Raw genomic sequence first — 13,059 nt, 5'->3', positions numbered from 1 at the left:
GCGGGGCCGGCTGCTTCGCGCCGGCCCGTCGCCACCCACCCGCGCCCGATGGGCTCAGGCCCGTGCCACAAGCACTGAGGCCCTGCCCGCACGACCGTGCGGGCAGGGCCTCGGGTTACTGAGGGCCAGGGGCCACGCAGTGTCCCGGAGTTCTCTGAAGGGCGGGTGGGTGCGGACAAGCCCGGCCCCGCAGCGGCCGGGGCCCCGCACCCGCGCACGACCGAAGCCGCCCTGCGGCGTGGGCGCCGAGGCGTACACAGGCGATGGGGTGCCCCTCGGCAAGAGGGACACCCCATCGGCGTACGCACAGCGCGAGCGTTACGGCAGCGCCAGCATCCGCTCCAGCGCCAGCTTGGCGAACTGCTCCGTCTCGCGGTCCACTTCGATGCGGTTGACCAGGTTGCCCTCGGCGAGCGACTCCAGGGTCCACACCAGGTGCGGCAGGTCGATGCGGTTCATCGTCGAGCAGAAGCACACCGTCTTGTCGAGGAAGACGATCTCCTTGTCCTCGGGCGCGAAACGGTTCGCGAGCCGCCGTACGAGATTCAGCTCCGTGCCGATCGCCCACTTCGAGCCGGCCGGAGCCGCCTCCAGGGCCTTGATGATGTACTCCGTGGACCCCACGTAGTCCGCCGCCGCGACGACCTCGTGCTTGCACTCGGGGTGGACGAGGACGTTCACACCCGGGATCCGCTCGCGGACGTCGTTCACCGAGTCCAGCGAGAAGCGGCCGTGGACCGAGCAGTGCCCCCGCCACAGGATCATCTTCGCGTTCCGCAGCTGCTCCGCCGTCAGCCCGCCGTTCGGCTTGTGCGGGTTGTAGACGACGCAGTCGTCGAGGGACATGCCCATGTCGCGGACCGCCGTGTTGCGGCCGAGGTGCTGGTCGGGCAGGAAGAGCACCTTCGAGCCCTGCTCGAAGGCCCACTCAAGGGCCCGCTGGGCGTTCGACGACGTGCAGATCGTGCCCCCGTGCTTACCCGTGAACGCCTTGATGTCCGCGGACGAGTTCATGTACGAGACGGGTACGACCTGCTCGGCTATCCCGGCCTCGGTGAGCACGTCCCAGCACTCGGCGACCTGCTCGGCGGTGGCCATGTCGGCCATCGAGCAGCCCGCGGCGAGGTCCGGCAGCACGACCTTCTGGCCGTCGCTCGTCAGGATGTCCGCCGACTCCGCCATGAAGTGCACACCGCAGAACACGATGTACTCGGCCTCCGGGCGCGCGGCCGCGTCCCGGGCCAGCTTGAAGGAGTCGCCCGTGACGTCCGCGAACTGGATGACCTCGTCGCGCTGGTAGTGGTGGCCGAGCACGAAGACCTTGTCCCCGAGCTTCTCCTTGGCCGCGCGGGCGCGCTCCACCAGGTCCGGGTCGGACGGCGAGGGCAGGTCGCCGGGACACTCGACGCCCCGCTCGCTCCTCGGGTCGGCCTCGCGGCCGAGCAGCAGCAGGGCGAGGGGCGTCGGCTGTACGTCGAGCTCCTGGGTCTGGGCGGTGGTCACGACACGCACCCTTTCTGTTCTGCGGCTCGCCGGGCTCGTAGGGAGCGGGCCCGGCGGAACGATGCCTTTTCGTCGAATTGACGCTATCTATCATAACCGCTTCACGTCACGTTGACGATGTCCATAGCGTCGATGTGACGTGAATCCCGGTCGCCTCTACGGCAGGTGACATACAGGTGAAGGCCGGGTTGTCCGTGGGCTTGTCCACAGGTCAGTGTTCGTGCGTGGGCGCATGTGCGAGCATGAAGAGCGAAGGCAAAAGACAAGCGCTCGGCCCGGAATGAATCCGCGGCCCCGCCGGTTGCAACCGTCGGCAAGCAGTCTCCGTACAACCCGGGAGAGAAGCAGATGTCCGTATCGGACGAGACCACCACCGTGAGCGACGGCATCATCCTGTCCGACGCCGCCGCTGCCAAGGTCAAGGCCCTGCTCGACCAGGAAGGCCGCGAAGACCTGGCGCTGCGCGTCGCAGTTCAGCCCGGCGGCTGCTCCGGCCTGCGCTACCAGCTCTTCTTCGACGAGCGCTCCCTCGACGGCGATGTCGTCAAGGACTTCGGCGGCGTCAAGGTCGTCACCGACCGCATGAGCGCCCCCTACCTGGGCGGCGCGTCCATCGACTTCGTGGACACCATCGAGAAGCAGGGCTTCACGATCGACAACCCGAACGCGACGGGCTCCTGCGCCTGCGGCGACTCCTTCAGCTAAGCCCCCGGCTGACCGGCGCCGAGCCCCCGGCGCACGGCTGAGCACGTCCGGCTGAACGCGTACGAAGGCGGCGTCCCCCTCCGACAGGGACGCCGCCTTCGCGTATCCGGAGCGCCGCGGCCGCTATTGGGGCTGCACCGACTTCTGAGCGCCCGACGGCGACTGCAGCGAGGCGCCGGGCACCTTCCCCTCGGGGATCTCCTTGCCGTCCGATCCCACGACCTTGCGGTCGCCGAGCGGCTTGTCCAGGTGGACGGTCTTCTCGTAGATCTTGGCGATCAGGATGCAGATCTTGTCCGGCCAGGGCTTCTCGGTCACCGTGACGGTCACCTTGTCCGAGCTCTCGCTCGCCGAAGCCGAGTAGTCCGCGCACACTCCGCCCGTGAAGCTGACCGTCAGGTCCTTCCCGTCGACGGTGTAGCCCTGCACCTTGACGTCGCGCGACGTCGGCGCCGCGGTCGGTTCGTCGCCCGGCGCGGTCGGCGTGGGGCTGGGCTGGACGGACGGCTGCCCGGGGGCCGTCGGTGAGGTCAGATACTGCGGGTCGACGGCCGGATGCGTCACCGTGAAGCTGTCGTCCGCACCCTGCGTCCGTACCTGGAACAGCCAGGACGGCACCAGCGTCTGCCGCCCGTTCGCGTAGTGCGTCGCCAGCCCGAAGGTGGCCTTCTCGACGGTCACCGCCTGAGGCGCCGGCGTCACCGTCGAATGCTCGCACGGCATCTCGTCCCGGTCCTTCAGCGGTACGGGGCTGGCGCAGCCGCCGATGCCCTTGCGCCCGCCGCCCGACGCGGACGCCGACCCGTTCATCAGGTCCAAGGTCTTCCGCGCACTGATGACGGGGTAGCTGTCACCCTTCACCGGCGCCTTCAACTGGCCGCTGCCGCTGAAGACCTTGCCCTCGGAGTTGACCTGGAGACCGGTGGTCCAGCCGTACGTCGGCAGCCCGCCGACCACCGGGTCCGCGTTCACCACACGTACCCGGTCGTCGCTCATGAGCTGGCTCGCGTCCAGCTTCGCGTCGTCCTGGCCGACGGCCTTCAGCACCGGAGCGGCCGCCTTCTTGGCCTCCTCCTCGCTCACCGCCCCAGGGCGCAGACCCGCCAGGCCGCTGGACCCGACGGGTACACAGCGCTTGCCCTTGGGGCAGTTGTCGGTCCCCGGCACATACGAGCTGAAGGTCCAGGTGCCCGGCGCGTTCAGACTCACTCGCAGGTTCGGTTCCGAACCGTCCTTCGTTGAGCCGACCGTCCAGCCGTCGCCGACCAGCCTCGGCGTTCCCGCCACGCCGAGGGCCTTCGCGAGCCGGGCCACCTCCGCCTTCGTCACCTCGCCCTTGGCCCAGTACACGGGCGCCGAGTCCGGGCCGCCGGGCAGCTTGCCGTCCGCGTGGTAGGTCGCGCCGTACGGGTTGGGCTCGCCGGGCGCGATGCCGTTCGTGCCGCCCGTACCGCTCGTGGTTCCCTCGGAGTAGCCGTCGAGGGCGAGCGGCGGGGGAGTGCCGTCGCCGCCGGGGGCGCCCGAGCCGCTGCGGCCGTTCCCGCCGGACGCGGTGGCCGCGAAGTACGCCCCGCCGCCCCCGACCAGCAGGACCGCGGCCGCGACCGAGGCGACGACCACCGGGGAATGACGACGGCGCGGTGTGCCCGGCTCGGCGCCCTCGGCGGGACCGTCGGCAGGACCCACGGCAGGACCCTCGGCGGGATCGGTCGCGTCGTTGTCGGGTCGCTCGGTGCTCACCGCATCGCTCCTTCGGCTTCACTGCTGTCCCATGACCCGGCCCTGTCGAATATGGGCACTGACGGTCGTATACCGCATCCCCATTACGGGGGACAGCGATGGGACGCAGCGGGGGAGCGCGCGGTTCCCTGCGAGCGCTCGCCGAATTCCCCCGTTCGGCGCCGCCCGGACGGCCGTACGCGGATCAGTCGCCGTAGTCGGACATCGCGTCCAGCAGCCGCGCGGAAGTCGGCGGCACGGTCACCCCGTGGATGCGTGAAGGAGACACCGGGAGGGAAGTGACCGGGGCGGGAGCCGACCAGTGCGGGGCCATCCTGGCGCAGTCGCCGCGCAGCGACGCCAGATCGCCTTCGAGGTCGAGCGGAGCGGAGCCGTGGACCTTGAGGTTCGTCATACCGGAACCGTATGCAGGTTGCCGTTGCGAAGAAAGATCTACTATCGGGTAGTTTTGCCCGCTTCAGCGGGCCCGCGCGGACCGGGTAGCGTGAACTGTCAATCCCCTCCCCTCGCAGGAGCGTGTCCTAGCCGTGCGTATCGCAGTCACCGGCTCCATCGCCACCGACCACCTCATGACCTTCCCCGGCCGATTCGCCGACCAGCTGGTCGCGGATCAGCTGCACACGGTCTCCCTCTCCTTCCTGGTCGACAACCTCGACGTACGCCGGGGCGGGGTCGGCGCGAACATCGCCTTCGGCATGGGCCAGCTCGGCACCCGGCCGATCCTGGTCGGGGCGGCGGGTTCCGACTTCGACGAGTACCGCGCGTGGCTGGACCGCCACGGCGTCGACACCGACTCGGTCCGCATCTCCGAGGTGCTGCACACCGCGCGCTTCGTGTGCACCACCGACGCCGACCACAACCAGATCGGCTCCTTCTACACGGGCGCGATGAGCGAGGCCCGCCTCATCGAGCTGAAGGCCGTCGCGGACCGGGTCGGCGGCCTCGACCTGGTCCTGATCGGCGCGGACGACCCCGAGGCGATGCTCCGCCATACCGAGGAGTGCCGCTCCCGCACGATTCCCTTCGCGGCCGACTTCTCGCAGCAGATCGCCCGGATGAACGGCGACGAGATCCGGATACTGCTGGACGGGGCGACGTACCTCTTCTCGAACGAGTACGAGAAGGGGCTCATCGAGTCCAAGACCGGCTGGACGGACGAGGAGATCCTGGGCAAGGTCGGGCACCGTGTGACGACCCTCGGCGCACAGGGCGTGCGCATAGAGCAGGCGGGCGAGGAGCCCATCGAGGTCGGCTGCCCGGAGGAGGAGCGCAAGGCCGACCCCACGGGCGTCGGCGACGCGTTCCGCGCGGGCTTCCTCTCCGGCCTCGCCTGGGGCGTCCCGCTGGAGCGCGCCGCCCAGGTCGGCTGCATGCTCGCCACGCTGGTCATCGAGACGGTCGGCACCCAGGAGTACCAGCTCCGCCGCGCCCATTTCATGGACCGCTTCACCAAGGCCTACGGCCACGAGGCCGCCGCCGAGGTCCGGGCACACCTGGCCTGACCCGCTCGTCCACCCTTCGAGTGAAGGGGTACCCGTACCCCTTCACTCCGGGCGAAGGGGTACCCGTACCCCTTCACTCCGGGCCCGCCCAGGCCAGCCGCCGCACCACGTAGGCCGTCCCCCTCTCCGCCGGCTCCTCACCCACGTACTCCTGCCCCCGCATCTCGCACCACGCCGGGATGTCGAGCCGGGCCGCCTCGTCGTCGGAGAGGACACGTACGGTCCCGCCCACCGGCACATCCCCGATGACCTTCGCCAGCTCGATCACCGGGATCGGGCACCGCTTGCCCAGCGCGTCCACGACGAGGGTGTCGGCGGCCACGGACGTCTTCGTCGGCGCCGCCGGGGCCCCCAGCTTCTCGCGGACCGCCAGAACGGCACCGGGCAGGACCGACAGGAAGCGGTCGACGTCCTCTCCCGCCGTGCCCGGCGGCAGCGACACGCGGACGTTGCCCTCGCTCAGGACGCCCATGGCCTTCAGGACATGGCTGGGCGTCAGCGTGCTGCTCGTGCAGGACGAACCGGAGGAGACCGAGAAGCCCTCCCGGTCCAGTTCGTGCAGCAGTGTCTCCCCATCGACATAGAGACAGGAGAAGGTGACGATCCCCGGCAGCCGGTGGACCGCGTCGCCGACCACCTCCACGTCCGGGACCAGTTCGGGTACTCGCCCACGGATCCGGTCCGTCAGTTCCCGCAGCCGCCCGGCCTCCGCGGCCGCCTCCGCGCGTACGGCGCGCAGCGAGGCCGCCGCGGCCACCACGGCGGGGATGTTCTCGAACCCGGCCGCCCGTCCCGACTCCCGCTCGTCCGGGGGGCCTTGGGGAGAGAACCGTGTCCCCTTCCGTACGACGAGCAGCCCGACGCCCGAAGGCCCACCCCATTTATGGGCACTTGCCGTCAACAAGGACCAGTCGCCCTCGACGCGTGCCCAGCCCAGCGACTGTGCCGCGTCGACCAGCAGCGGCACCCCCGCCGCCCGGCAGGCCTCGGCCGCCGCGGCCACCGGCTGCTCCGTCCCCACCTCGTGGTTGGCGGACTGGAGGCAGGCGAGAGCGGTGTCGGGGCGCAGGGCGTCCGCGTACGCGGAAGGGGACACCCGGCCCGCACGGTCGACCGGGATCCGTGTCACCGCACCGCCCGTCGCCTCGTGGACGTCTGCCGAATGGAGCACCGACGAGTGTTCGACCGATGACACGATCAGGTGGCGTCCGACCCGGCGCCGGCCGGCCAGCGCGCCCGCGATCCCGGTGTGCACCGCCCGCGTACCGGACGAGGTGAAGACCAGCTCGTCCGGGCGACAGCCCACCGCCTCGGCCGCCGCCTCACGCGCCGCGTCGAGCAGCAGCCGCGCCCGCCGTCCCTCCCGGTACAGGCGGGCGGGATCGGCCCACCCCTCGTCGAGCGAGGCCTGCAGGGCCTGCCGGGCGACGGGGTGGAGTGGGGCGGCGGACGCAGAGTCGAAGTAGGACACACCTCAACGCTAAATCCTCCGGCAAGGAGAGCGCCCCGAAGGGGTGCGGGGAACGGCGCGATCAGCCACGGGCGAGTCGCAGTCGCCGACGGACCTGGCTGACCGGGCTACGAGGCGCCCAAACCCCCGTCAGAAAGCCCCCCGGAGCCGGGCATCCCACCCCTTCGGGGTGACCGGCGGCGCGTTGGGCACCCTCCCCGCGCGACCCCAAATAGCGTCCAGTAGGGTTTGGTCCGCATAAACATCCAAACCCCTGCCCGACGCAGGGCGGCGACCGACCAGCGAGAAGGCCGCAGCCAACAGCGCGGGCGAGACTCTCGGGAAGGCGCTACGTGAGTCCCAACGGCTCCGACCGCTCGCCGCGGCGCCCGATGCGGCGGAAGCTGCTGCAGGCAATGACTGCGGGCCTGGTCCTGGCGACAGCCACCGGTTGCTCGTACAACTGGGAAGACTTCCCCCGCCTTGGTATGCCGACCCCGGTCACGGAAGAGGCTCCGCGGATCCTCTCCCTGTGGCAGGGGTCCTGGGCGGCGGCGCTCGCCGTCGGCGTGCTGGTGTGGGGCCTGATCCTGTGGAGCGCCATGTTCCACCGGCGCAGCCGCACCAAGGTCGAAGTTCCTCCGCAGACCCGGTACAACATGCCCATCGAGGCGCTGTACACGGTGGTCCCGCTCATCATCGTCTCGGTGCTGTTCTACTTCACCGCCCGCGACGAGTCGAAGCTCCTCAGCCTCTCCCCGAAGCCCGACGTCACGGTGAACGTCGTCGGCTTCCAGTGGAGCTGGGGCTTCAATTACATCGCGGACGTCCCCGGTTCCACCGGGGACGCGAAGACCAACCCGAACCTGGCCGCCATTCCGGACCGGTTCAAGGCGGACTTCCCGGCGAACGCCGGCGGTGTCTACGACGTCGGCACGCCCGGTACGCGGAACCCGCAGACGGGCAACCCCGGTCCGACCCTCTGGCTCCCCAAGGGCAAGACGGTCCGCTTCGTCCTCACTTCGCGTGACGTCATCCACTCCTTCTGGGTGGTGCCGTTCCTGATGAAGCAGGACGTCATCCCGGGCCACACCAACTCCTTCCAGGTGACCCCCAACAAGGAGGGCACCTTCCTGGGCAAGTGCGCCGAACTCTGCGGCGTCGACCACTCCCGGATGCTCTTCAACGTGAAGGTCGTCTCCCCCGAGCGCTACGAGGCCCACCTCAAGGAGCTCGCGGCGAAGGGTCAGACCGGTTACGTCCCGGCCGGCATTGAGCAGACGGGCCACGAGAAGAACCGGGAGACGAACAACCTGTGAGCATCCTCAACGAACCCCAGGGTGCCGCCGAAGCCGAAGACTCGTACGAGAACGAGCTGCCGGTACGGCGCAAGCAGCCCGGCAACGTCGTGATCAAGTGGCTCACCACCACTGACCACAAGACGATCGGCACGCTGTATCTGGTCACGTCGTTCGCGTTCTTCATGATCGGTGGCGTCATGGCGCTCCTCATGCGCGCCGAACTCGCCCGACCGGGTCTGCAGATCATGTCGAACGAGCAGTTCAACCAGGCGTTCACGATGCACGGCACGATCATGCTGCTGATGTTCGCGACGCCGCTGTTCGCCGGTTTCGCGAACTGGATCATGCCGCTGCAGATCGGCGCGCCCGACGTGGCGTTCCCGCGGCTGAACATGTTCGCCTACTGGCTCTACCTGTTCGGCTCGCTCATCGCGGTCGGCGGCTTCCTCACCCCGCAGGGCGCGGCCGACTTCGGCTGGTTCGCCTACAGCCCGCTGTCGGACGCGGTCCGCTCGCCGGGCATCGGCGCCGACATGTGGATCATGGGTCTGGCCTTCTCCGGATTCGGCACGATCCTCGGCTCGGTCAACTTCATCACCACCATCATCTGCATGCGCGCTCCGGGCATGACGATGTTCCGCATGCCGATCTTCGTGTGGAACGTGCTGCTGACCGGTGTGCTGGTCCTGCTGGCCTTCCCGGTCCTCGCGGCCGCGCTGCTCGCCCTGGAGGCGGACCGCAAGTTCGGCGCCCATATCTTCGACGCGGCGAATGGCGGAGCCCTGCTCTGGCAACACCTCTTCTGGTTCTTCGGCCATCCAGAGGTGTACATCATCGCCTTGCCATTCTTCGGAATCATTTCCGAAGTCATCCCAGTGTTCTCACGCAAGCCGATGTTCGGCTACATGGGCCTCATCGCCGCCACCATCTCCATCGCCGGTCTGTCCGTGACCGTGTGGGCCCACCACATGTACGTCACTGGCGGTGTGTTGCTGCCGTTCTTCTCCTTCATGACGTTCCTCATCGCCGTGCCAACGGGCGTGAAGTTCTTCAACTGGATCGGAACGATGTGGAAGGGGTCCTTGAGTTTCGAGACCCCGATGCTCTGGGCCACCGGCTTCCTGATCACCTTCACGTTCGGTGGTCTGACCGGTGTCATCCTGGCCTCGCCGCCGATGGACTTCCACGTCTCGGACTCGTACTTCGTGGTGGCGCACTTCCACTACGTGGTCTTCGGCACCGTGGTGTTCGCGATGTTCTCCGGCTTCCACTTCTGGTGGCCGAAGATGACGGGCAAGATGCTCGACGAGCGTCTCGGCAAGATCACCTTCTGGACGCTGTTCGTGGGCTTCCACGGCACGTTCCTCGTCCAGCACTGGCTGGGCGCGGAGGGCATGCCGCGTCGGTACGCGGACTACCTCGCGGCCGACGGATTCACCGCGCTGAACACGATCTCGACGATCAGCTCGTTCCTGCTCGGCCTGTCGATCCTGCCGTTCCTCTACAACGTGTGGAAGACGGCCAAGTACGGCAAGCCGGTCGGCGTCGACGACCCGTGGGGCTACGGCCGTTCGCTGGAGTGGGCCACCTCTTGCCCGCCGCCGCGGCACAACTTCCTCACCCTGCCGCGGATTCGCAGTGAATCCCCGGCGTTCGACCTGCACCACCCGGAGATCGCCGCTCTCGACCAGCTCGAGAACGCCGGTCACGGGACGTCGGCTCTGGCTGGTGGCAAGGAGGCCGGCAAGTGAAGGTCCAAGGCAAGATGTTCATCTGGCTGGCCGTCTTCATCCTCGTCATGGCGATCGTCTATGGCGTGTGGTCGAAGGAGCCGGCCGGCACCACGGCGCTCTTCCTGGCCTTCGGCCTGAGCATGATGATCGGCTACTACCTGGCCTTCACGGCCCGGCGGGTCGACGCGCTGGCGCAGGACAACAAGGAAGCGGACGTCGCGGACGAGGCTGGCGAGGTGGGCTTCTTCAGCCCGCACAGCTGGCAGCCGCTCACGCTCGGCGTCGGTGGCGCGCTCGGATTCCTGGGCGTCATCTTCGGCTGGTGGCTGCTGTACTTCTCGGCCCCGATCATCCTGATCGGCCTGTGGGGCTGGGTCTTCGAGTACTACCACGGTGAGAACCGCACGCAGTAGCACGCGCCACCCGGGAGCCCGGATCCTCCGCCAGGAGTGTCCGGGCTCCCTCGTTTGCCGCACGTCATATCCCTCACACGGGTCACTCGCCGTGCTGTAGTTGACGGTCGTTCATAGCGTGGGGCCATGAACCACTCACCGCGCATCCGCACGGTCGTCAGCTGCACCACGCTGGTGGTCGCCCTCGGCGCGGGCGTCACCGCCTGCGGCGCAGACGACCACCCGCTCTCGGCGAAGCCGTACGACGCGGCGGGACAGATCACCTTCAACGGCAACAGCGGCAAGCAGAAGGTCGACCCCGACAAGCCCCTGGAAATCATCGCCCTGACCGAAGACGGGCGTATCACCGACGTCACGGCCACGGACGCCTCGGGCCGCTACGTCGTGGGCGAACTCGCTGCCGACGGCAGCCGCTGGCACAGCACCTCACCGCTGGCCGCAGGGGCCCACTACACGGTGCGCGTGAGCACCGAGGACGGAAGCGGCGCCCCCGGCCGCAAGGTCCTCGACTTCGACACCACCACGCCCAAGACCAAGAAGCAGCTGGACGTGAAGTTCGGGCCCGAGGCGGGCGAGTACGGCGTCGGCCAGCCTGTCACCGCCGAACTCAGCGTCCCCGTCAAGGACAAGGCCGCCCGCACGATTGTCGAGCGCGCCCTCAGGGTCGACTCGGTGCCCGCCGCGGAGGGCGCCTGGCACTGGGTGAACGACAAGATGCTGCACTACCGCCCCAAGGACTACTGGCCCGTGAACGCGACCATCCAGGCGCACAGCAACCTCGCGGGCATCAGGATCGCCGACCGCCTCTGGGGCGGCAACGCCAAGTCCCTGCAGCTCACCACGGGCGATCGCCTCATCGCCGTCACGGATGCCTCCGCGCACTCCATGACGGTCTACCGCAACGGCCAGGTGATCAAGACGATCCCCGTCACCACGGGCAAGCCCGGCTACGAGACCCGCAACGGCGTCAAGGTCGTCCTGGAGAAGCAGTACTTCGTACGGATGCGCGGTACCACCGTCGGCATCGCCGAGGGCAGTGCGGACTCCTACGACCTGCCCGTGTACTACGCGACCCGTGTCACCTGGAGCGGCGAGTACGTGCACGCGGCGCCCTGGTCCGTGGGTGACCAGGGGTATTCCAACGTCAGCCACGGCTGCACCGGGATGAGCACCGGCAACGCCGAGTGGTTCTTCAACAACGTGCGCCAGGGCGACATCGTGAAGGTCGAGAACTCCAACGGCGACACGATGGCCCCGTTCGACAACGGCTTCGGCGACTGGAACCTCAATTGGAAGACCTGGCGCCAGGGCAGCGCCCTGGTGGGCGGGACTCCCGACGGCCCGCCCCCGCAGGACAGGGCCAGGCTCCGCCCCGAATCAGTGTGAGCTCGAGGCGCGCACCCGCGCCCCGTCAGGGGCGCGGGGCTGTGACATGTGCGGCTCCGCCGTGTGGGCGCGACGAGCCACCGACGGCCCGCAGTCGCCCAGGCACCCGACCAGCCGAGTTCTCAGGCGCCGAGAAGAGCCTTACGCCGCAGCAGAGAGGCCAGAGCGGCGGCGAACTCCACGGGGTCCACCGGAAGCGTCACAGCGGCGTCCGCACGGCTCCACGTGGCCAGCCAGGCGTCCTGGGGCCGACCGATGAGTACCAGCACGGGCGGACAGTTGAAGATCTCGTCCTTGATCTGCCGGCACACCCCCATGCCGCCCATGGGCACCGCCTCGCCGTCCAGCACACAGACGTCGATCCCGCCCCTGTCCAGCTCCTTGATGACGGCGCCGGGAGTCGCGCACTCGATGAACTCGACGGAGGGAACGTCCGGAGCGGGCTTGCGCCCGGTCGCCAGCCGCACCTGTTCGCGGGTGTTGGAGTCGTCGCTGTAGACGAGCACCGTGGCGGTCGGCTGCATTGTTCCTCCGCGTCTTTGGTCGGGAACCACTGGTACCGATGGCGCGGATGCTACTCCCTTGAACACCTCGTCAACACCGGTTCGGACAGGCCTTCGATGGGCCATACGGGCTGGACACACCGCGTCAACACCCCGAACGGCACCCCCCGGGGTGAGGGCGGGATAAGCGACCGACATAATGTCGGTCGTGGCGACAGCAACGACAGTAGAAACCGGGCACGCGCACCCGTCGGTCAATCGGCCGAACCTCACCAGCGTCGGAACCATCATCTGGCTGAGTTCCGAGCTGATGTTCTTCGCGGCCCTCTTCGCGATGTACTTCACCCTGCGATCGGTGACCGGGCCGGATCACTGGAAGGAAATGGCGTCCAGCCTGAACTTCCCGTTCTCGGCGACGAACACCACGATCCTGGTGCTCTCCTCCCTGACCTGCCAGCTCGGCGTCTTCGCCGCCGAGCGCGGGGACGTGAAGAAGCTCCGGATGTGGTTCATCGTCACCTTCATCATGGGTGCGATCTTCATCGGCGGTCAGGTCTTCGAGTACACCGAACTGGTCAAGAAGGACGGGCTCTCGCTCTCCTCCGACCCGTACGGCTCGGTGTTCTACCTGACCACCGGCTTCCACGGACTGCACGTGACGGGCGGCCTCATCGCCTTCCTGTTCGTCCTCGGCCGCACCTACGCGGCCCGGAGGTTCACCCATGAGCAGGCGACCGCCGCCATCGTCGTGTCCTACTACTGGCACTTCGTCGATGTCGTCTGGATCGGCCTCTTCGCCACGATCTACATGATCAAGTAATCG

12 protein-coding genes are annotated in these 13,059 nt (G+C 68.5%); 7 read left to right on the top strand and 5 right to left on the bottom strand.

Annotated features, from left to right (window positions below):
- Positions 1 to 318 precede the first annotated feature (318 nt).
- Complete coding sequence (nadA, locus tag ACZ4RZ_RS10405; RefSeq protein ID WP_467743557.1) at positions 319 to 1,503, bottom strand: quinolinate synthase NadA; 1,185 nt, start codon at positions 1,501 to 1,503, stop codon at positions 319 to 321.
- Positions 1,504 to 1,851: 348 nt separating this feature from the next.
- On the opposite strand from nadA, the gene ACZ4RZ_RS10400 reads away from it, so the two are divergent.
- Positions 1,852 to 2,208 (top strand): iron-sulfur cluster assembly accessory protein, encoded by a 357-nt coding sequence (locus ACZ4RZ_RS10400; RefSeq protein ID WP_161305473.1) that lies wholly within the window; start codon positions 1,852 to 1,854, stop codon positions 2,206 to 2,208.
- A gap of 123 nt (positions 2,209 to 2,331) precedes the next feature.
- Here the strand turns inward: ACZ4RZ_RS10400 and ACZ4RZ_RS10395 are convergent, their stop codons facing one another.
- Together ACZ4RZ_RS10395 and ACZ4RZ_RS10390 are read right to left on the bottom strand one after the other, a co-directional pair.
- A complete protein-coding gene (locus tag ACZ4RZ_RS10395) occupies positions 2,332 to 3,948 on the bottom strand; it encodes a hypothetical protein (RefSeq protein ID WP_467743556.1) in 1,617 nt (538 codons plus the stop codon).
- Between the two features lie 184 nt (positions 3,949 to 4,132).
- Complete coding sequence (locus tag ACZ4RZ_RS10390) at positions 4,133 to 4,342, bottom strand: hypothetical protein (RefSeq protein ID WP_467743555.1); 210 nt, start codon at positions 4,340 to 4,342, stop codon at positions 4,133 to 4,135.
- 133 nt (positions 4,343 to 4,475) lie between these two features.
- On the opposite strand from ACZ4RZ_RS10390, the gene ACZ4RZ_RS10385 reads away from it, so the two are divergent.
- Entirely contained in the window at positions 4,476 to 5,450 is a 975-nt protein-coding gene (locus ACZ4RZ_RS10385) for a carbohydrate kinase family protein (protein ID WP_467743554.1), read from the top strand.
- Between the two features lie 73 nt (positions 5,451 to 5,523).
- On the opposite strand, the gene ACZ4RZ_RS10380 is transcribed toward ACZ4RZ_RS10385, so the two are convergent.
- Entirely contained in the window at positions 5,524 to 6,921 is a 1,398-nt protein-coding gene (locus ACZ4RZ_RS10380; RefSeq protein WP_467743553.1) for an aminotransferase class V-fold PLP-dependent enzyme, read from the bottom strand.
- 332 nt (positions 6,922 to 7,253) lie between these two features.
- Here ACZ4RZ_RS10380 and ctaC point away from each other — a divergent pair, with 332 nt between their 5' ends.
- The 4 genes from ctaC to ACZ4RZ_RS10360 all read left to right on the top strand — a co-directional run bounded on the left by ctaC (position 7,254) and on the right by ACZ4RZ_RS10360 (position 11,733).
- Positions 7,254 to 8,219, top strand: a complete 966-nt coding sequence (gene ctaC, locus ACZ4RZ_RS10375) for an aa3-type cytochrome oxidase subunit II (protein WP_467743552.1) — start codon at positions 7,254 to 7,256, stop codon at positions 8,217 to 8,219.
- On the top strand, positions 8,216 to 9,952 hold the full coding sequence (gene ctaD / locus ACZ4RZ_RS10370) for an aa3-type cytochrome oxidase subunit I (RefSeq protein ID WP_467743551.1): 1,737 nt from the start codon (positions 8,216 to 8,218) through the stop codon (positions 9,950 to 9,952). Before ctaC ends, ctaD begins: the two co-directional genes overlap by 4 nt.
- Positions 9,949 to 10,347 carry a cytochrome c oxidase subunit 4 gene (locus ACZ4RZ_RS10365; protein WP_467743550.1) on the top strand — a complete coding sequence of 133 codons (399 nt, stop codon included), beginning with the start codon at positions 9,949 to 9,951 and terminating at the stop codon, positions 10,345 to 10,347. The genes ctaD and ACZ4RZ_RS10365 overlap by 4 nt, the downstream gene beginning before the upstream one ends.
- 126 nt (positions 10,348 to 10,473) lie before the next feature.
- Complete coding sequence (locus tag ACZ4RZ_RS10360; RefSeq protein WP_467743549.1) at positions 10,474 to 11,733, top strand: L,D-transpeptidase; 1,260 nt, start codon at positions 10,474 to 10,476, stop codon at positions 11,731 to 11,733.
- 122 nt (positions 11,734 to 11,855) lie between these two features.
- On the opposite strand, the gene ACZ4RZ_RS10355 is transcribed toward ACZ4RZ_RS10360, so the two are convergent.
- A complete protein-coding gene (locus ACZ4RZ_RS10355) occupies positions 11,856 to 12,257 on the bottom strand; it encodes a response regulator (protein ID WP_467743548.1) in 402 nt (133 codons plus the stop codon).
- A 178-nt stretch (positions 12,258 to 12,435) separates the two neighbouring features.
- Between ACZ4RZ_RS10355 and ctaE the strand changes: the two genes are divergently transcribed.
- On the top strand, positions 12,436 to 13,056 hold the full coding sequence (ctaE, locus tag ACZ4RZ_RS10350) for an aa3-type cytochrome oxidase subunit III (protein WP_467743547.1): 621 nt from the start codon (positions 12,436 to 12,438) through the stop codon (positions 13,054 to 13,056).
- Positions 13,057 to 13,059 lie beyond the last annotated feature (3 nt).

Source organism: Streptomyces sp. NPDC027189 (assembly GCF_055566975.1).
This window is presented reverse-complemented; position numbering and strand designations above follow the sequence as displayed.

Coding starts and splice junctions, on each gene's coding strand:
- ctaE (WP_467743547.1), top strand. CDS start 12,436: ATGTCGGTCGTGGCGACAGCAACGACAGTAGAAACCGGGCACGCGCAC.
- ACZ4RZ_RS10400 (WP_161305473.1), top strand. CDS start 1,852: ATGTCCGTATCGGACGAGACCACCACCGTGAGCGACGGCATCATCCTG.
- ACZ4RZ_RS10360 (WP_467743549.1), top strand. CDS start 10,474: ATGAACCACTCACCGCGCATCCGCACGGTCGTCAGCTGCACCACGCTG.
- ACZ4RZ_RS10390 (WP_467743555.1), bottom strand. CDS start 4,342: ATGACGAACCTCAAGGTCCACGGCTCCGCTCCGCTCGACCTCGAAGGC.
- ACZ4RZ_RS10355 (WP_467743548.1), bottom strand. CDS start 12,257: ATGCAGCCGACCGCCACGGTGCTCGTCTACAGCGACGACTCCAACACC.